General features: G+C 66.2%; 33 protein-coding genes. All 33 read right to left on the reverse strand.

The genetic code is table 11. The annotated features are described in order from the left end of the window. Positions 1–153 (reverse strand): hypothetical protein, encoded by a 153-nt coding sequence (locus J2X34_RS26960; protein WP_429520216.1) that lies wholly within the window; start codon positions 151–153, stop codon positions 1–3. Then, a complete protein-coding gene (locus J2X34_RS26965) occupies positions 150–1427 on the reverse strand; it encodes a phage major capsid protein (RefSeq protein WP_429520217.1) in 1278 nt (425 codons plus the stop codon). The genes J2X34_RS26960 and J2X34_RS26965 overlap by 4 nt, the downstream gene beginning before the upstream one ends. After that, positions 1424–2200 carry an HK97 family phage prohead protease gene (locus tag J2X34_RS26970; protein WP_429520218.1) on the reverse strand — a complete coding sequence of 259 codons (777 nt, stop codon included), beginning with the start codon at positions 2198–2200 and terminating at the stop codon, positions 1424–1426. Before J2X34_RS26970 ends, J2X34_RS26965 begins: the two co-directional genes overlap by 4 nt. Then, positions 2197–3651 (reverse strand): phage portal protein, encoded by a 1455-nt coding sequence (locus J2X34_RS26975; protein WP_429520219.1) that lies wholly within the window; start codon positions 3649–3651, stop codon positions 2197–2199. Before J2X34_RS26975 ends, J2X34_RS26970 begins: the two co-directional genes overlap by 4 nt. A gap of 12 nt (positions 3652–3663) precedes the next feature. Continuing rightward, positions 3664–5169: a hypothetical protein gene (locus tag J2X34_RS26980; RefSeq protein ID WP_429520220.1), complete on the reverse strand. Its 1506-nt coding sequence runs from the start codon at positions 5167–5169 to the stop codon at positions 3664–3666. Then, positions 5126–5455 carry a hypothetical protein gene (locus J2X34_RS26985; protein ID WP_429520221.1) on the reverse strand — a complete coding sequence of 110 codons (330 nt, stop codon included), beginning with the start codon at positions 5453–5455 and terminating at the stop codon, positions 5126–5128. Before J2X34_RS26985 ends, J2X34_RS26980 begins: the two co-directional genes overlap by 44 nt. A 978-nt stretch (positions 5456–6433) precedes the next feature. After that, entirely contained in the window at positions 6434–7108 is a 675-nt protein-coding gene (locus tag J2X34_RS26990) for a hypothetical protein (RefSeq protein ID WP_429520222.1), read from the reverse strand. 144 nt (positions 7109–7252) lie between these two features. Next, on the reverse strand, positions 7253–7507 hold the full coding sequence (locus J2X34_RS26995; protein ID WP_429520223.1) for a hypothetical protein: 255 nt from the start codon (positions 7505–7507) through the stop codon (positions 7253–7255). 100 nt (positions 7508–7607) lie between these two features. Next, positions 7608–7970 (reverse strand): cyclic-phosphate processing receiver domain-containing protein, encoded by a 363-nt coding sequence (locus J2X34_RS27000; protein ID WP_429520224.1) that lies wholly within the window; start codon positions 7968–7970, stop codon positions 7608–7610. Continuing rightward, on the reverse strand, positions 7967–8167 hold the full coding sequence (locus tag J2X34_RS27005) for a hypothetical protein (RefSeq protein WP_429520225.1): 201 nt from the start codon (positions 8165–8167) through the stop codon (positions 7967–7969). Before J2X34_RS27005 ends, J2X34_RS27000 begins: the two co-directional genes overlap by 4 nt. Beyond that, positions 8164–8394, reverse strand: coding sequence for a hypothetical protein (locus J2X34_RS27010; RefSeq protein WP_429520226.1), 231 nt, complete (start codon positions 8392–8394; stop codon positions 8164–8166). The genes J2X34_RS27005 and J2X34_RS27010 overlap by 4 nt, the downstream gene beginning before the upstream one ends. Next, positions 8391–8828 carry an endonuclease VII domain-containing protein gene (locus J2X34_RS27015; protein WP_429520227.1) on the reverse strand — a complete coding sequence of 146 codons (438 nt, stop codon included), beginning with the start codon at positions 8826–8828 and terminating at the stop codon, positions 8391–8393. The genes J2X34_RS27010 and J2X34_RS27015 overlap by 4 nt, the downstream gene beginning before the upstream one ends. Before the next feature lie 190 nt (positions 8829–9018). After that, on the reverse strand, positions 9019–9564 hold the full coding sequence (locus J2X34_RS27020; protein ID WP_429520228.1) for an endonuclease domain-containing protein: 546 nt from the start codon (positions 9562–9564) through the stop codon (positions 9019–9021). Further along, a complete protein-coding gene (locus J2X34_RS27025) occupies positions 9456–9800 on the reverse strand; it encodes a hypothetical protein (protein WP_429520249.1) in 345 nt (114 codons plus the stop codon). The genes J2X34_RS27020 and J2X34_RS27025 overlap by 109 nt, the downstream gene beginning before the upstream one ends. Positions 9801–9942: 142 nt before the next feature. Beyond that, positions 9943–10893 (reverse strand): DNA cytosine methyltransferase, encoded by a 951-nt coding sequence (locus J2X34_RS27030; protein WP_429520229.1) that lies wholly within the window; start codon positions 10891–10893, stop codon positions 9943–9945. Then, positions 10890–11012: a hypothetical protein gene (locus J2X34_RS27035; protein WP_429520230.1), complete on the reverse strand. Its 123-nt coding sequence runs from the start codon at positions 11010–11012 to the stop codon at positions 10890–10892. The genes J2X34_RS27030 and J2X34_RS27035 overlap by 4 nt, the downstream gene beginning before the upstream one ends. Positions 11013–11160: 148 nt before the next feature. Beyond that, on the reverse strand, positions 11161–11457 hold the full coding sequence (locus J2X34_RS27040; RefSeq protein WP_429520231.1) for a hypothetical protein: 297 nt from the start codon (positions 11455–11457) through the stop codon (positions 11161–11163). Next, complete coding sequence (locus J2X34_RS27045) at positions 11454–11714, reverse strand: hypothetical protein (protein ID WP_429520232.1); 261 nt, start codon at positions 11712–11714, stop codon at positions 11454–11456. Before J2X34_RS27045 ends, J2X34_RS27040 begins: the two co-directional genes overlap by 4 nt. Beyond that, on the reverse strand, positions 11711–11878 hold the full coding sequence (locus J2X34_RS27050) for a hypothetical protein (RefSeq protein WP_429520233.1): 168 nt from the start codon (positions 11876–11878) through the stop codon (positions 11711–11713). Before J2X34_RS27050 ends, J2X34_RS27045 begins: the two co-directional genes overlap by 4 nt. After that, positions 11875–12102, reverse strand: coding sequence for a hypothetical protein (locus tag J2X34_RS27055; protein ID WP_429520234.1), 228 nt, complete (start codon positions 12100–12102; stop codon positions 11875–11877). The genes J2X34_RS27050 and J2X34_RS27055 overlap by 4 nt, the downstream gene beginning before the upstream one ends. Further along, positions 12095–12457, reverse strand: a complete 363-nt coding sequence (locus tag J2X34_RS27060) for a hypothetical protein (RefSeq protein ID WP_429520235.1) — start codon at positions 12455–12457, stop codon at positions 12095–12097. Before J2X34_RS27060 ends, J2X34_RS27055 begins: the two co-directional genes overlap by 8 nt. 47 nt (positions 12458–12504) lie before the next feature. Continuing rightward, positions 12505–12705, reverse strand: coding sequence for a DpnD/PcfM family protein (locus J2X34_RS27065; protein WP_429520236.1), 201 nt, complete (start codon positions 12703–12705; stop codon positions 12505–12507). Then, positions 12702–13478, reverse strand: coding sequence for a hypothetical protein (locus J2X34_RS27070; RefSeq protein ID WP_429520237.1), 777 nt, complete (start codon positions 13476–13478; stop codon positions 12702–12704). The genes J2X34_RS27065 and J2X34_RS27070 overlap by 4 nt, the downstream gene beginning before the upstream one ends. Continuing rightward, positions 13475–13774, reverse strand: coding sequence for a hypothetical protein (locus tag J2X34_RS27075; protein ID WP_429520238.1), 300 nt, complete (start codon positions 13772–13774; stop codon positions 13475–13477). Before J2X34_RS27075 ends, J2X34_RS27070 begins: the two co-directional genes overlap by 4 nt. Beyond that, positions 13771–13911: a hypothetical protein gene (locus J2X34_RS27080; protein WP_429520239.1), complete on the reverse strand. Its 141-nt coding sequence runs from the start codon at positions 13909–13911 to the stop codon at positions 13771–13773. Before J2X34_RS27080 ends, J2X34_RS27075 begins: the two co-directional genes overlap by 4 nt. Next, positions 13904–14038, reverse strand: coding sequence for a hypothetical protein (locus J2X34_RS27085; RefSeq protein ID WP_429520240.1), 135 nt, complete (start codon positions 14036–14038; stop codon positions 13904–13906). The genes J2X34_RS27080 and J2X34_RS27085 overlap by 8 nt, the downstream gene beginning before the upstream one ends. Continuing rightward, positions 14035–14397 (reverse strand): WhiB family transcriptional regulator, encoded by a 363-nt coding sequence (locus J2X34_RS27090; RefSeq protein ID WP_429520241.1) that lies wholly within the window; start codon positions 14395–14397, stop codon positions 14035–14037. The genes J2X34_RS27085 and J2X34_RS27090 overlap by 4 nt, the downstream gene beginning before the upstream one ends. Before the next feature lie 100 nt (positions 14398–14497). Then, positions 14498–14716 (reverse strand): hypothetical protein, encoded by a 219-nt coding sequence (locus tag J2X34_RS27095; RefSeq protein ID WP_429520242.1) that lies wholly within the window; start codon positions 14714–14716, stop codon positions 14498–14500. A gap of 170 nt (positions 14717–14886) precedes the next feature. Continuing rightward, positions 14887–15246: a hypothetical protein gene (locus J2X34_RS27100; RefSeq protein ID WP_429520243.1), complete on the reverse strand. Its 360-nt coding sequence runs from the start codon at positions 15244–15246 to the stop codon at positions 14887–14889. After that, positions 15243–15872, reverse strand: coding sequence for a hypothetical protein (locus tag J2X34_RS27105; RefSeq protein WP_429520244.1), 630 nt, complete (start codon positions 15870–15872; stop codon positions 15243–15245). The genes J2X34_RS27100 and J2X34_RS27105 overlap by 4 nt, the downstream gene beginning before the upstream one ends. Continuing rightward, entirely contained in the window at positions 15869–16378 is a 510-nt protein-coding gene (locus J2X34_RS27110) for a hypothetical protein (RefSeq protein WP_429520245.1), read from the reverse strand. The genes J2X34_RS27105 and J2X34_RS27110 overlap by 4 nt, the downstream gene beginning before the upstream one ends. Further along, positions 16375–16560: a hypothetical protein gene (locus J2X34_RS27115; RefSeq protein ID WP_429520246.1), complete on the reverse strand. Its 186-nt coding sequence runs from the start codon at positions 16558–16560 to the stop codon at positions 16375–16377. Before J2X34_RS27115 ends, J2X34_RS27110 begins: the two co-directional genes overlap by 4 nt. Further along, positions 16557–16742 (reverse strand): hypothetical protein, encoded by a 186-nt coding sequence (locus tag J2X34_RS27120; protein ID WP_429520247.1) that lies wholly within the window; start codon positions 16740–16742, stop codon positions 16557–16559. Before J2X34_RS27120 ends, J2X34_RS27115 begins: the two co-directional genes overlap by 4 nt. Between the last annotated feature and the right edge of the window lie 69 nt (positions 16743–16811).

Genomic DNA, 16811 nt, shown 5'->3' on the forward strand with positions numbered 1-16811 from the left:
TCAGGCCCCCTTATTGCGGACGCGGGTGCGCGCCTTCGTCGCCGGCGCCGAGTTCCGCACGTACGGCTCGACGCCGAGGCGCGCGGCCTCGGCATCGTCGAGCTGCACCGTGTGGGGGATGCCGGCGATCTCGATCAGGTACTCGCGCATCACGGCTTGACGGCCGCAGTGCCGAGGGTGAGCTTCACCAGGCCCAGCGGCCGGCGGACGGCGAGCGCGACGCGCTCCTCGGCTCGGATGGTCACCAGGTTGTTGGTGAAGTCGTCGGTGTGCGAGTTGGTCGCCTCGACGCGGACGCCACCCTTTCGGTACAGGGTCGCGGACTGCGCGAACGCGCCGACCAGGACCGTGCCCGCGGCGATGGCCGGAGTGACGACCGTCCGCATGCCCCACAGCGGCGGATCGACAGGGACGCCACCGACGCCATACTGGCCCGCGAAGAAGCCGCCGCCGAAGTACTGGCCGTTCGCGTCCTTCGAGAGGCGGAAGGTCTGGTAGTCGACGGGGTTGATCACGATGCCGTCGGCGTTGAGGCCAGAGGCGGTCGAGATCTTGGTCATCGCGCGGAACACTGCGTCTGGGTTGTCGCCGATCCAGGTGCCAACCTCGGTCTGGATGCCCGGTCGGGTCAGCAGGCCGGTGAGGTTCTGGCCGGTGCCGTTGCCGTTGAGGAGCTGCGCCTCTTCGAACGCGGCGAGGTCGTAGAGCAGGCGGCCGTCGATCTCCGACTTGAGGAACGGGGCATCCTCGATGAACTCGTCGGACAGCTTGATGAACCCGGCGATCTTCTTCAGCGCGTCGACGACAGCCGTCGGGTTGACGTAGTGCATCTGAGGCTTTGCGCCGGCCTCGGCGACGGTGGCAAATCCGCCCTCGCGCGCACCTTCGACGAGGTAGCTGATCGCGTTGCCGCTGATCTGACCCTTACCGAGCAGGTCGGCGATGGTCAGCTTCGGCCGGTACGCCTGGACGACGTTCTTGTCGTAGTCGGTGAGCAGCGGAACGCCCGCGGCCCAGCCGGTGACGACGTGGCTGTCGGCCGCGGCCTTGAACTCGGTCTCGGATGTGATGGAGAATCGCTGGCCCTTGACGGCCAGCAGTGCGTCGGCCGCCTCCTTGACGAAGTGGTCGCCGAGCGAGGTGGCCTTCACCTTGGCGCCGCCACGCTTCGGGGCGCCGTCGCCGCCCGGATCCATGGGCTGGGTGCCGCCGTCGCCCGAGCTGCCACCGAGGGCGCCGAGTGCGGACAGGAGCTGATCGCCCTTGAGTTGAGCCGCCAGCTTCTCGTCGATGCCCTGAACCTCGGTGATGAGCTCCTGGACGGCCGTAGCCTCCTCGGTGGTCAGCTCGACGCCGGCCGCCTTCGCGCCGTCCATGGTTTCCTGCGCCTTCGCCATCAGCTCGGCGCGCTTCTGCTTGAGGTTCACTGTGAACCCCCTTCTGGCTCATGGAGCCTGAGTAGTTGCATGGTGAGCGCCAGGGAGACGGACGGGCTTGGCGTGGCCTGGTCCGGCGACTTGGTCGTCCCGGTAGGCGGTTCCGCACCGCTGGTCTGGTCCTGGTCTTTCTGGTCTTCGCCCTCTTGGGGGAGTACGGCTTTGAGTGAGGCGGCAGCGGCGAGCAGCTGATCGACTGTCTCGCGGATCGTGGTCTCGTTCTTCGCGGAGAGGACGCGGCCAGCCTTCGCGGCGAGCGCATCCGTCGCCGACTTCACGGCCAGGATCTCGGTCTCCTGGTTCGCGCCGATCGGCACGACGGACACCTCGTAGAGCTTTACCTCGTCGAGCGAGACATGGTCGGGCAGGCCGTCGGCCGCCTTGACGTCGTGCTTGGCCACCACGTCGAACGCGAACGACATCTGACCAACCCTGCCGCCCTTGAGTAGTCGGTATACCTGGGCGCCCTTCGGCGACTCCATGTCGAGCTGCGCGTGGATCTTGAGTCCGCGCTCGTCCTCGACGGCCGACAGGACAGACCCGACGTTGTAATCGGGGTCGGACATGTTGTGACCCCACAGGACCGGCAGCACGCCGCCGGACTCTGACCACTCCTTGAGGGTGGTCGTGAACGCGCCCTTGGCGACCACCTCGCCGTACGAGTCGACATTGCCGAATACGCTGGCGTAGCCGATGAACTCACCCTCGGCGAGCCCGTCAGTCTCATCCTGCTTGACGCGGATCGCGAAGTCCTTGAGCTTCACGGCTGCACCTCCTCGGTGTCAGTTGGTTCGCCGGTCAGGTCCTCTGTGATGGACTCGTCCACCACGCCGTCGGGTTCGACAGGCTTCTGGACCGTGACCGGCAGCAGTCCGAGGTGCTTGACGGGATCCAGTCCCACGAGGGCTAGTGCGCCCTGGGGGTCGAATCCGGATCGAATGAGCGCTGAGGCGGCATCGATGAGGAGCTTGAGGTCGCTGGCGGTGTAGACCTTCTCGGCCTGATCGCCCTCCGGAACAGCTAGGTTCAGCGGGGTAATGAGCTTCTCTGCATCGCCGCCGAGTGCTGGCATGTTCTGCGTACCGCGAGCCTCATCTGCAGTCATCCATGGCCGACCGACAGCGGTCTGCAGTGACGCTGCTTCCTCCTCGAAGGAGCCGCGCATCTTCTCCTTGACGTTGAACTCGACGAACTGCCCCGGCGCGATACGCGGCGCGAGGAAGGTGTTGATGCGGTCCTGGATCATCCGCAGCGTCGGGCCGAGCGTGTCGGAGTAGAGCATCCGCGAGAACTCCTTGACGTTGGAGTAGTTCGCGTTGTCGAGGATCCCGACCATCACCGGGTTGACGTGGTAGACGCTCGCAACCGTGGTCAGGGCCAACTTCGCCGCATCGACGTACTCATCTTCCTTCGACGAGAAGCCGAGCTTCTTGAGCTCCATCCCGTCTTCGAGCAGCGGCGTCCCGCCGGCGTTGCGGCCGTCGCCCGAGTACGAGTCGCGGTACTGCTTGGCGAACTTCGACTTAGCCTCAGGCGACCAGGCCGGCGCACCAACTGGGCGGGTCATGTAGGCATCGACGCGGCCGCCGTTGTCCCATCGCTGCTGCCGGTACTGCTGCGCAGAGATCTGCTCGCGCAGGACCGCCTTGAGGGCGGAGACCGGCGACTCGCCAATGCGTGAGTCCGTTGGCGCCCAGCCATGGAAGACGAGCATGTCCTCAGCCGGGACGATGACGGTCTCGGTGATCTCAGGTAGCGCGAGCTCGTAGTGCGCGATCGCGAACGGTCCGTCAGCCTTGGCCTCGGTCACCCACGTCGGGGGGATGGGCCGGATGGTCCAGCCCGAGTCAGACTTGGAGTCTTCGGTGACCACCCAATACGCAGTGTCATACAGGGCCAGCGTTGCGACCAGGTCGTGCAGCATTTCATACGTGGTCTGTTGCGGGTTCGGCTTGGCGATAAGCGCAGCGAGCGCGCCATCTCGTACCCGTGAGTGGTTACCGTCGGGCGATGCCTCGAACGAATGTAGGCCGAGTTGGGCGACGTTGCGGGCAAGGAAGTTGACGACCGTGCGCAGGTTCGGCTGGTCGCGCCACAGCTTTTCGACCGACTGTCCGCGTAGGCCATCGAGGTTGACGACGACCGCAGGTGCCGATCCTGCAGACGCTCCTGCCTGAGCCTTAGTGCCGAAGCCGAAGAAGGACGCAATGCCCATGTGCTTTGCCTCCTACAGCATGACGAAATCGGAGTCCTCGTAGACCGAATCTGGTTGTGGCTCTTCGGCCTCGGCCCAAAGTCCGAAGCGAGCTAGGGCCGCAGCGACGATCGGCGTTATGTCGTCCTCGCTGCGTCGGTCGAACGCCCACGCGCCGGCGGTTCCGACGTTCTTCTTCTCGGCCGTCGACAATGCATCGACGAACGCCTGGTCGCCGGTGTGCGATAGCAGGTCGTCGTCGAGGTCGTCGTCGATGGCACCGCACGCCTGCGCGAGCTGGCCTTCGGACGCCCAGGTGATCTCAATGCCCGCGTCGGTGAGCTCATGCTCGAGCGACGCGGCTGGCGACGACTTCGCGAGCACTACGGCGCGGAGTCGTTGCACCTCCCGCACACGGGCCAGCGCGGCGATCGCTTCTCGTGTCGATGCCCGGACAATCACCTCGAGGTGAGCGCCACCGTCAGCGCGCGGAGTCGCCGCAGCGATCGTGCACATCGATCGGTCTGGTGACATGTCGAAGCCGACCGCCGGTAGGCCGTCGGATAGGTCGGGGTTCGCCCTCCGGCGCGACGCCCAGAGGTCTAGATCTATAGCTGGTTCAAACTCGGCTGCGTCCAACTCCACCGGCCAATCGCCACGTCCGAGGATCTCGACGTCAAAGCTCTTGCGCCCTGCCTTGGTGGCGAAGCCGCGCATCAGCTTCCGAATCTTCGAAGCTGTCTGGATGACGCCATAGCTCGGGTTCGCGTACTGCCACGTGGCTTCGTCCTCGCGGTCCATATCCTCGGGTGCGCAGTACTCAGCGAAGTACAGCTCACGCTCGCCTGCGATACCGCGGGCCCGGATGGCGGTAAGCACCAGGCCGTTCACATGCTCGTCCTGATTCACCGCCGACGACGTGTAGATCGTCTGCGGATCCTTGGCGGCTAGCTGCGCCGGACCGAGCGCCGACATCTCGCCGTCGGTGAGGTTGTACGCCTCGTCGTAGATGACAAGGTCGAGCTTCGTTAGGCCACGGCCGGCGTCCGCCGAGCGGGTCGTGAACACAACCTTCGCGCCGGACTTGAGTTCGATCACCCCTCGACCCTGCGAGCACGTCGTCTTCTTGACCCGCTTCACCAGAGATGGCAGCGGCTCGATCAACGCCCACGTGCGCAGGTAGATATCCTCGGCGGTCGTCCAACGCTGCGCGGTGAAGATGATCGTCTCACCGAGAACGAAGAGGCCGTAGAGGATCCGCAGTGTCAGAATCAGGCTCTTGCCATTCTGGCGCGGGCAGATGATGCAGGCATCGGAATGCGTCCAGGTGCCGTCATCGTTACGAGCGAGCAGAGCTTGCAGGGTGTCCCGCTGCCATGGCATTGGGCGCGCCCTTGCCCGCTCGGCGAGCGTGGCCGCCTTGGCGCCGTGCTCGAGCGACCCAGGGAACGATGAGAGGATGTGCGGTTCCTGACGGCCCGTCAGTGTCGGCCAATCAGAAATCGAGGGCGTCGGCCTCACCAGAGTCGCCGCTGTCACCGCGCCTCCTCTCGATGTCCGCCAACATCTGGCGGAACACGGTCGCGAGCTGGCGCGCCTCCTGGGCCGCCGACTCGATCCGGATCTCGAGTACCTCAGAGTCGCCGCGGGTCGGCACCAGCCGCATCCACAGCTCCTCTTCGCCGGTCATCAGTCGGTGCAGCTGGTCTAGCCGGTCCTTGATCCGGCCGGCCTCAACGATCAGCGCGGTCAGCTCGTACGGGTCAGTCGGCGTTGCGAGCTGGTCGAAGATCTTCGCTCCGCCATCGCCGAGTTCGTCGTCCACCGCTACCGCCTTCGCACGTGAGTTTCGAGCCCGGTAAAAATGGATGACTCGGCGGCCGTAGGCAGTCAGCAGGTCAGGGCCTTCCAGCGATCCTGAGGCCCCTACCCCGTGCGCCTGGCGCCGAACCAATCCCGCGTCGTAATCCGCTCCACAGGGGCGCTAGCGGGCTCTACAGCGGGCCGTAGGTGGTCGCCGTCCCCAGACTGCCGACTGCGGTTGCAGTGCCGGTGTAGAAGCCGATCGGCCTCAGTTCCACCCTTGGATCTGGCGATGCTGTGGTCGGCTTCGAGTGGTGCGCCGTCGAAGTTCGCTCGTGCTTCGCGGTACATCGGTTGGAGGCACCAGTAGCACGGCGATCCGTCGATGTGACCGGCGAGGAGTCGCTTGCGCTGCACCTGATGTCGATAGCCGAGGCCGCGCTCGGTGGTGGTCCTGCCGGCCATGACCACCTCCTGAAGTTGAACCCACCCGAGCAGCCGCACCACCACTGCCGGCAAAAGCAGCGGATCGGCGTGCGGCTTCGCTCCCGCCCGCGGCATCTGGCCGTGGGCAGGTGACGTGAACCCGGGTGGAAGAGTGTCCCGCCCACGCAGCGCTCGTCAGGCCAATGTCGATGACTGCGTGGGCGGAAGTCTGCGCGCCCCACCGATCCTCGGGGGAGGACGATCGGTGGGGCGCGGTATCCCCGGGCGCTGGCAAGCTGCTCGCGGGGTGGCCGGGACTGCCGCGTTGGCGGCTGGTCGCGCCGGGAAGCGGCAGCGACTGAAGGTGTCCCGGAAGCAAGACCCGCCCCGACCGCGTTGGCGGTGAGGCGGGTTGACGGCCGGATACGTGCTTGGGCGGGGAACCGGCAGACCCACAGCTAGCGCCTACCCCGATCAGTGGATCGGATCAGCGCTGAGGCATCCGGGATCTTCCCCCAGATACGCCGAAAGGGTGCGACGACCTGATCGGTCAATTCTCGCACCCTTGCAGGCGTCAGCCTACCATACGAACCTCCCGTCCGAGGTCAGCGCGTAGCGGTGTGCCGTTGGCGTCCAACACATCCCCGAGTCGGTAGATGAACTCGCCCCGCTTGTCGCCCACCCTGACCGGCTTCACCTTCTTCGACTCGCTCAGCTGGTCGACCCTTCGCTTGGTCATCGGGATCCCCGCGTTCGTGGCCGTACTGGCGCAGTCCTTCGCCGACAGCTCCAGAGCTTCGAGCTTCGGGATCAGAGCGGGGTCGATGTAGAGCACCGCCCGGTCCTCGGGGATGTCGCACGCTCGCCTGCACTGCCGCACCGCGTACCGGATCTCGTCCTCGGCCTCCTCGCAACCGGGCGTCATGGCGAGCGACGTCACGTACCGATCCAGCCACGCGGCGATAGCGATTGCCTCACCGCCGCCGTCGTAGCTGCGCGCTCGGTGCTCGCAGACGTGGCGCGCCCATGAACCGAGGGTGGCTGTGAGTAGGTCTCTGGCATCAGCCGCGGCGACATTGAAGGGCAGCGGCTGCTCATCTGATCCGGAGCCGATGCCCGACCCGTCGACAGCGCATGCGCTCTGGCGAGTGAGCTGCACAGCCAGATCCTCCACCACGTCGGGTATCTCGCGCAGGAGTTCCTGCAGCTTCTCCATGTCGGCGCGGGTCATGAAGAACTGGTCAGTCATGGGCGAGTCCTTCCGATCGCATCCACTCACCGACAGCCCGTGCGACGCGTTGGCGTGGGGTTGCGGGTAGCTCGGCGAACGTTGGCGGTGGTGTCCCGAGTGGTGCGAAGTGCACGCCGGGGCCGATCTCAGTCCACTGGTCCGTCATGCGCACCCCCTGATCTCGCCGATGATGTACTCGATGTCGTAGCCCTTGCGCTCGGCGATGGCCTGCAGGTCGGCGCAGGTTTCGGCGATGCGATTCCGGGTCGGCCACATTGCGCCGACGGCCTGGTAGTCGTATCCGCCGATCAGCTTCCGCTTCGCCAGGACGACGTATCCGACGATCGGGTTGGTGTTGGTCATGAGTTCCTCCTGGCGGCTGCGGGTGCCACCCAGTCGACCATGTGGTGACGTCATCAGTTCCCCCTCGGGTGGTGTCGCTGGCAGTACCAGATCCAGGCGGTCAGGTATGCGACGGCGTCGCTGGTGGGCCGTCCGCAGTCGTTGCAGTGGTGGGTCATGGCCGGCCGGCCTCCCAGTTCTGGATCTGCGTGTCCGGGCCCGATCCCCAGAAGTTCAGCCCGTACCCCTTCAGCGTCCCGGCGGGCGCATACCGTCGCACCATCGCTACGAGCCACTCCTCGCCGACTGGATTCCCGCTGTGTACGTAAACCTCTCGCGGCCACCAGTCGTTCTCGCACATCCACAGGACTATCGGGCGCGTGGTCTCGTCACCGCCGAGGTCGTGGTCGAGCGATAGCGCCTCAAGTCGGCGTCTAGCAATCCAGCTCGGCACTAGGACATCGCGCGCGGCCATTGCAGTTTGCGCGAGCACCCACCCCTTGGGCGCGGGGCGTTCGTCGTCGACGAAGAGCTTCATTCGGTGTCCTTCGGGAGGCAGTGGGGCCCGCAGGCGGGGTTCAGGCGGACCTGGAAGACGAATTGCTCGCAGACCCAGCAGAAGCCGTCGGAGGGGTGGCAGCGGTTGCCAGCGGCGAAGTCGCGGCCAGCGAGCATCGGCGGCCCGTCTGCGATGAACAGCGCGTCCTCGCGGCGGATGACCTCAGAGCGACTCATCGCTCACCGTCCAGGGCTTCACGGAGGTCGTCGCGGATGCTGTCGAGCTCGCGGAGGGCGCCGTCGTATTCGGCCGCTTGGCGTTCGATGGTTGCCCGCGCCTCCCGCAGCTCGGCGATGAGGGCTGGTGTGGCGTTGTTCAGCGCATTGATCCATTCCGTGGCGCTGTCCGCGTCGCAGACCGCCTCCTTGAGCTGCTCAAGCTTGTCGAGGTCGATGTTCGTCATTCGTGGTCCTTGGTGTCGAGGGCGTTGAGGACGGCCTGCGCGGGCCGGTCCCGGATGACTGCGATTGCTCGGCGGAGGGCGTCGGTGCCGTCGCGGAGGTGACCGAGCATCCGATTGCAGGGCGAGCAGAGGAGCGCTCGAACGCACTTCCCGCACGAGCCGCCGGCTGGGCAACAGGAGTGGTCGTGGTCGACGGCTAAGCGTTTCGTGGCACCTGTCGCTCGCTGACAGATGTAGCAACGCCCGTTCTGGGCCCCCAGGATCGCCGTGTAGGCCTCAGGGCCGATTCCGTAGGTGGTTGTAACCCTGCGGCCGTGTGCGGCCTGCTTGGAGGCTTTGGCGAAGGCGCGGTGATGAGTAGTGCAGCGCGGGCCCGGATGTGGAGTCGGGCGCTTCGACGTCGGGTCGCAGTCCTTGCATCGCTTGGTGGTCATGCAATCACCGACAGAGGCCTGTGGATAACGCCGTCGAGGGCGTGCGAGGCGATGACGAACTCGCCTCGACCGGCATCAGCGACGACTCGATCTGATGCGAATCCTGCAGCCCCCCTGCGTGCGTTGCTTACGTGAGATGAACTCTTCTCTGAATCAACCCTCTTCGTAAGTACGTCTTCTCCGTACGTGCTCATGCCGTGCGCTCATCCCCGTCGCACAAGCCCGGATCACATGCGATTGGTACATGCCAGTCGCATGTGCGGGCCGCATCGAGATACTCAGCCGCTGCCCGAAGAATCTGCGGGCGATCGAATGCGTTGGCAAGCAGCGTGTTGCACCATTGGCAGAGCACTCCGCGGCGGCATCTCGGGCACGACCGCTCGCCGGAGCAGCAGCTATGGTCGTGGTCGATGACCCAGCCCTTCAATGAGGGCTCGGGATGGCCGCAGATCCGGCAGCCTCCCTGTGCGGCCGCAATCTCGGCCCTCTGGTCCGCAGTGAGGCCATGCCGGCGGATCTGGATACGCCTGCGATCGCATGGGCGGCAGTGGTGAGCGCGGTCGGGCCACAACGGCGCGGATGGAGCGAATTCGCTTGCCGACTTGTCTTCGTTGCATGTCGCGCAGATCATCCAGTCTTCTCCCATCGCTTGCGGGCTGCATCCTTCGCTCGCTGTTTTCGCTGCGCCGCCTCGTCTGAGGACTGCTGAAACTCCGTCCATCCGTTGATCTCCCATCCGCCGGGGTGTTCGTTCCAGAGGCCGACATCGACGAGGGCCCGCGCGTCTGCTCGGGTGGCGTGGATGAAGGCGAGGCAGAGGTCCGGAAGGAACCCGTCCGTGCCATGAGCGCCGGAGTAGCCGAGTGACGCGACGTACGCGAACGAGGCGCGGAACTTCTTCTCGGCGAGCAGCGCAAGGATCTTCGGGTTGCTCGCGAATTGAGTATCAAGGCGGACCCAGGGCAAGCCCATCAGGCGCACCCCCTTTCTTCTTCGTCATCGGGAAGCTGTTGACCTCCCATCGGGCACTGACGCCCGGCTTTGTCCTTGTGCCGCCAGACGCGGCCGGCGGGGTTTCTGGCGACGGTGCGCCAGCAGACGGGGCAGCGGGCGGTCATGCGGCCACCGTGAGCGATGCGGCCACACGAGTGCCGAGCCAGCGAGCTACGTCCACCGACACGGCGTTGCCGATCTGCTTCTTCACCTCGTCGGTCTTCCCATGGAACTCGTAGCTGTCCGGGAAGCCCTGCCCGCGCGCGCATTCGCGGTTTGTGAGCATCCGGAAGCGGTAGCCGTCCTCCGTGAGCGTCGCGACGCCATGGTGGTTGCCGCCGGCAGTGATGGTCGCGAGCGGGTGCTGGTCGGCGCGGCGAGCCTTCGCGTTGCGCCGATAGGTGACCAGGTGCGGCACGTTGCGCTCGGTGATCTGCTCGAGCTGGTCGGCGACGTACAGGCGCCGGGTGACGGGCTTGCCCGGGTTCTCGTCGAGGATCGTCGACGCGGGTTTCGGCGCCAGCCCGGGCAGCGTGAGGTCGACGGCGCCGTGCCTGGTGAACACTGCGAAGTACCGGACGCGGCGCTGCGCTGCCCCAAGGTCTGCCGCGTCGATGATCGCGATCTGCTCGCGGTAGCCGAGAGCCCGCATTCCATCGAGCCACCACGGGTACAGCGACCACGCCTGGAACTCGGGCACGTTCTCGACGATCACCGCCTCGTACTGGTGCACCTCGGCCGCGGCGATCACGGCGAACGCAGTTGCCCGGTCCACACTTCCAGCGTCGGCGCGCAGTCGCTCCAGCTCCGCCGGCGGCTGCTTCCGGCCGCCAGATCGTGCGTGCCATACGCAGGATGGTGATGCCCACAGGCCGAACGTCGTCGGAAACGAACGCCAGTCGACCTCGGATAGGTTCGCGATCCGGTGCTCGGTGTCGGGATGGTTCTTCTCGTGCGTCGCAACCGCTGTCGGCCAGTGGTTCGCAGCCACCGCTACGTGATGCCCGGCCTGTGTGAGCCCTTCCGAGCTGCCGCCGGCGCCACTGAAGAGATCGGTCCAAGTCGGCGTCATGGCGTTACTCCCTCCAGCGTGTCGGCGAGGCATTGCCCGAACTTCGCTGCCTCCCCGTCTCGTTCACGCCAGTAGTCGGCGAGGGCCTGGACGCGGGCGATGGTGTCGGCGTCGCTCACGGCGTGCCTCCTGTCCAGGTGATTTCGTCGGCGTGGCGGTGTACGCCACGGTGGCCTTGGTCGCGTCCGCACTGGATGACGACCACCGCATCCCGGTAGCCGGCAGTGTCGGGGACCCGGGCCTCAAGGCTCGCTGGGCAACGGTCACTCACGGCGTCTCCTCGGGCAGGTGCAGGACAGTCGCGGGGAGGGTGATGTCCTGCGTGGGGAACTCGTTTGGGTCACCCGTGAGCCCCCAGTAGGAGTGGAAGCGTTGGAACACCAGACCGTTTGGTGTGCGCACGACGGCTCCCATCGGCAGTGCACGCAATGCGGTGATGGTCTCCACCACACGCGGGCGGGAGTAGCCGCGCTCGGCCAGGCGCTCCGCTAGCTCGGCAGCCCCGAGTGAGTGACCACCGTCCACCGCTCGGATGTCCCGCGCAAGTTCGTCTTGCTGGTTCATGCCACCTCCCACGGGCCGTGACCGACACTGCGGCGAACGAGGGTGGAACCGGGCCACTGCCTAACGCATGACTCCGCCTCGCCTCTGGTGTGCATCGCCGAGACAGTGCCGCCGAACCTCGGGGCACGCTGCACACCCCACTCCTCGCTGTCGGCCTTGATGTAGCCGGCAGCAAGGATCGCGTCGGCGACACTGTTCGGGGTGCCATTGAGCCCGTGCGTGTAGACCAGGTTGGCGAGTTCGTCTCGTTGGCTCACGGCGTCTCCTTCGGGGTCGGCCAGGTGTTGTCCGGGCGGCGGTACCGGCACATGTCGGCGGCGGGGTACGACGTGTGCCCCCAGGCGATGGATTCCTTAGCTGCGGCATACAGCTTCCGTAGTGGTTCCCCGCACGTGGAACAGGGTTTGAGTTCGTAGCTCACGGCTGGTCACCGCCCTCCGCGAGGAGGTGGCCGCGGCCGTAGCGGAGAGCGCACTCCGAGCACTCGCGATGCCGCACGGGATGACCGGCAGCATCCGCGTAACCGGCATCGCTTCCTGGGAACTCGGTGTGCTCGAGGTACACGTCGCCGGGCTGGATGCGGTACTGCCCGCAGCAGTAGTGCGACTTCCGGGCTACCCGGCGGCGAGGGATCGTCTCAGCCACGTCGCTCACCGCCCTCCGCCACACGAGCAGCAGCCGCCCGGAGGTTCTGCGCCGACTTGTGCGCCAGCTCAACGAGCCGATCAGTGAGTTCCTGATCCTTGGGCGTATCCATCACAAGGTCCGCGAGCATCAACGCGTGGTTGCCGACGATCGTGGCCCCGGCGTCCAGTGAGGCCGCCGCACTGTCGAGCTTGTCCTGGTCCACGATCTGTTTGCCGGCGTTGGTGAGTGCAGCCACCACATGCGCGGCGTGAGCGGTGACGGGTCCGACCCATCCGCACAGGCAGCGCGACGTGCTGTTCGGTCGGTACGAGGTGACCCGGTGCTCGGCGATGATCTGTTCCGCAGTGCTCACCGATTGCACATTTGAGTGCACATTTGTGTCTATTTGCTGTTCCGTGCTCACGACCGGCCTCCCTCGATCTCGCGGACTGAATCGACATCCCACTCGCCGTCGTTTGCCTCGTGGGCGCACTGGCCACACAAGGCTCCGGGCCAGGCGTGGGACTCGGACGCCTTCTCCTCCGCCTCTTTGGGGCTGTCCGCCTCAACGGTGATCACCCAGTCCAGCGTCTTCGTGACGACTACCTCGTAGGCGCTCACGCCTTGTCTCCGTCCACACGCACAAACGGGGCGAGGTCGGCAACGTCCGCCTGCGTGATGGACGAAATGACGTAGTACCGTCGCCCATCGACCTTGATCGTGGGTTCGAGATGTGGATACTTCGCCGACGCAACCTCCACCCCATCGGGCACGTCCTGCCATGTCTTCCAGGGCTTCTCCGGTGTGCCATCCGGACCGCTGTCTGGGACAGACGCAGCAGGCGGGGCGCTGAGGTACGGGTTGTTCGACTCCTCGCCGGGAACCTCGCCGTCGTGCCACCAGTGATTGCAGGCATTCCAGCCGTCATCCCACGCTGCTGACTGCATGTCACGCGCTTGACCCTCGGTGACATGTTCGGCAGTCAGGCCCAACGCCGACAAGACCGTGTCCAGCGTGTCCGTCAGCGCCTTCTCCATCGCCTCTGACACCGTCCCGCCTTCGGGGAGTAGACGCCCATCAGCCGCAAGCCGATTGAAGGCCGCCTCGATCGCGTGACGCGCAATGCCGCGGTCGTCGTGATCCCACGCATACGCGCCAGGGATCACCCGCTCGGCGTGCTGGGCAAGCTCATCCAGGTACAAGTCGCGGGCAGACTCAGCCTCCAAACGGGCGGCCTGGTCTTCCATGTTCACTGCAGTGATGGGAAATCCCCCATCACGCATCCAGTCCGCGTGTGCCCGCAGCGATGCAGGCGTGACCTCCAGCGCCGGCCGCTGCCACTCGTGTGGTGCATCGGCTCGCGGGTCGCCGTACGTGTTGATCGTGTCGGTCATCGGGCCTCCTCGACTTCGGGGCGGTAGAGGATGGTCGCAGGTAACGCGATGGTGTCGAGAGGCCACAAGCGGTCGCCGTGGATCCACCAGATCCATAGCTGTCCACGTGCGCTGCGGATCTCACCTACGCCGGCACGGTCGCTGATGACCGTCCCCTCCAGCAGCTGCGAAGCCTCCTCGATCGTGGCGACCTCAGGGTGCAGGGCTGCGAGGATGGCGTCGGCGATGTCCGCGTAGTCGCCTCCATCGAGGGCTTCGAGCAGGTCCATCAGCTGCTCGCGGGTGCTGTCGCTCATCGCTGGGTCTCCTTGTCGGGGTTGGGGATGCCGCGTGCGGGCCATCCCCACGGGTCGGGGAGGTTGGTGCGGGGCTGGAAGACGTGCGGGGCGTGCTTGGCGGCGATCAGATCGGGGTCTATCCAGCGGTCACGCATCAGATCTCCACCGCCTCGGGTCTGCGGCCGCGACGATCTCGCCGGCGGCCAAGGTGATTGCCACCGCCACCCCCGCCGCCGTGACACCGACGGCGAGGGTGAAGGCGGAGAGCTGGGCGCGGGTCATGCGGAGGCTCGCAGGCGGGTGACCTGGCGCTCGGAGATGCCGAGCTGGTTGGAGATCTGACGCGCGGTCAACCCTGCGCGAGACAGTGACGTGACAGATTCGCGGTACTCGGACGTTTGGGTCCTACGCGCCCGCGCGGGCCGAGTCCTCGGGTTCGAGTAGTCGACGCCCGCCCATATGCCGAACCGCTGCCTCGACTCGTCGGCCCACTCCCCGCAGGCGGCGCGGACGGGACACGCGGCGCAGATCGCCTTCGCCTGAGCCTGAGCCTGAGCGAGTCGCTCCTTAATGTCCGGGAACCACAGCTCGGGGTCGTGGCCACGGCATGCGGCACTGTCGCGCCAATCCTGTTCAGTCATAGGTCTTTGCACCTCCAGCATCCGGGGCACAGCAGCGTGTGCCGTTGATCGAGAATCTCGGGGTCGTAAGTCGAGAACCCGTACAGGTCATAGGCGCTGGTCACGACAGCTCCTGGTCGTGTACGCCGCCCCGGTCGTCGAGGAGGACGGTGCGGCCGAACCGCACCACCGGAACCTCCGAGGGCTCCTGGTATGCCTCGACGATCCATCCGCACCGCTTCGACCGCTGAGGGTTCGCGTGCACCGACTCGTCGCCCATGTTGTGGCACTCCGGGCACAGCATCAGGTAGTTCGACGGACGCTCACGATCGGCTGACATCCGCCGCAGTCGGTGATGAAGCACCGTCTCGCGATACAGCCCGCACCGCTCGCACCGACCCTCAGCGCGGGCTACCGCGACCGGTGCGGCCTTGGCCAACGCCGCTGTCGCATCACGCTTCCGCTTCGACTGACCAGCCTTCATTGGCGTCCGCTTCATTGGAGTGCGTTTCATGACCCACCGCCGTAGCCGGCGAGTGATGCCTCCGCTCGGACGCCCGCGCCGATAGAGCGGCCGACGTCGATGCGGGACTGCAGGGTCCGCATCGAGCGGGTGAGGCCGCGGACCTTCGCTTCGGCGACCTCCGCCGCCAGGCGCTCGACGTGCGTCTGCACGATCGCGGTCTGCTTCCGGAAGTCCATGGCGCCCTCGGCCTTCAGGAACGCCTTCGCCTCGGCGAGTTTCGCGTCCTCGCGCAGATTCACCGCCTCCATGTCAGCGGCGTTCAGTGCCTCCTTCACCTCGTCGAGCTGCCTGGACAGCTTCGCCAGGTTCGATGCGACCTCGTTCGCGTTCTGTGGCGCGCTCATGCCAGGTCCCGGAAGTGGATGACCAGCGACTTGATTGCATCCACATTCGTTGCGTCCCGAAGCTCCGCACCGAAGTCGAGCCGGAACTTCTCCGACGCATGCTTCGGATCCACGCCCTTCGCGGCGAGCACCTCGAGCAGTTCGTTCCGTGCCTCATCCGCCGGCGACAGCGGCTGCCCCTTCGCCTGCGCTGCATCGTGGAGATCGCCCTTGTGCCACAACTCGAGTGCCGCACCGAACCGCATCCCGGCGTTCCGCAGCGCATCACCGATCGCCTCCTTGATCGCATTACCTCCGGACTTGCCGTCCGCGTCTCCGTAGCCAAGCCGGGTGACACCACAGAGGGTCAACCGGATCCACAAGCCGCCGTTGCGGTCGAGAGCGGGCAGGCCGTCTGTGCCGATGGCGAGCGGCTCCCACGACCACTCCGGATCAACATCGAGGAAGCGGTCCGTGAGCGCGGCGTGACCGACGTAGTCGAGGTGAACTGCAGGCAGGCCGTGGTACCCGCCACATTCCCGACACTTCCCCTTCTCGGCGTTCTTGTTGTACGGCTTCGGTAGTTTGTTCACCTGATGCTCAGGGAAGGGCTCACGGAGCTTCTTCAGTCCGTCATGGTCGGTCATGCTGCACCGCCGTCGAGCTCGAGGATCGTCGACAGTGACAGGCGGCCACTGCGGACCATGCCCTGCACCAACTCGACGACGTTCTTCTCGGGCGTGAACCGTGGAGTCGACGGACGCGCCTCGGGAACCCGCACCCGGACACCCTCGACGCCGTCGTACTCCGCCGGCGCCCCCGCGTGCATGTGATCGGCGAGCGCGTACTCGATCACCGACTTGCGCCCCTGCTCGGTCAACTGGAACGACGCCACAGACTCGCCGAACATGTCGAGCGCCCAGGGCAGCACGCGCGCCTCGTCTTCGATCTCGACGGTCGGCTTGGGCTGTGTCGGCTTCGGCACCGACGCATATCCGAGCTGCACCGACTTGTCGTCGTCGGCGTAGGCGTAGACCGTGCCGCGTGTCAGCTCGGCCTGCAGCTCCACCTTCTTCGCCGCCTCGGCGTCGGCAACGATCTTCTTCACCGCGGCGATCGCGGCGAGGTCGGTCACGATGGATTCGATGCTCATTCGTCATCCTTGGGGTCGTCGAGGAGCGCCGCGACCTGCTGCAGCTGCTCCCCGGTGAGTTCGATTGCGAGTTCGGTTCGGTCGTCGGCCAGTTGAAGGCGCACGACGCGACCGCTGCGGGGCCAGCCGGCGAGTGTGCCGATCGCGGTTAGTTGGGTGAATCCGTCGCGGATGTCGATCACGCGATCACCACCGGCAACTCGACGGACTCAACCCGGCAGGGCGTTTCGCCGAGCCAGAGCTGGCCCTCTCGGGCGCCGACGGTGAAGGTCCGACCCAGCGCACCGAGCTCGCGGAAGCGGGCACCGGGGGCCAGGAACCAGATCTGCGAGGCGTCGACGATGACGCGGGTCTTGCGGGTCATGACGCACCTCGCTCGATGGCGCTCGCGAGCTGGTGGAACGGGTCAGCCTCGCGGTCGGCCCTGGCCTGC

The sequence above is a fragment of the Rhodococcus sp. BE178 genome, assembly GCF_050433545.1.
In the GTDB taxonomy this organism is placed as follows: domain Bacteria; phylum Actinomycetota; class Actinomycetes; order Mycobacteriales; family Mycobacteriaceae; genus Prescottella.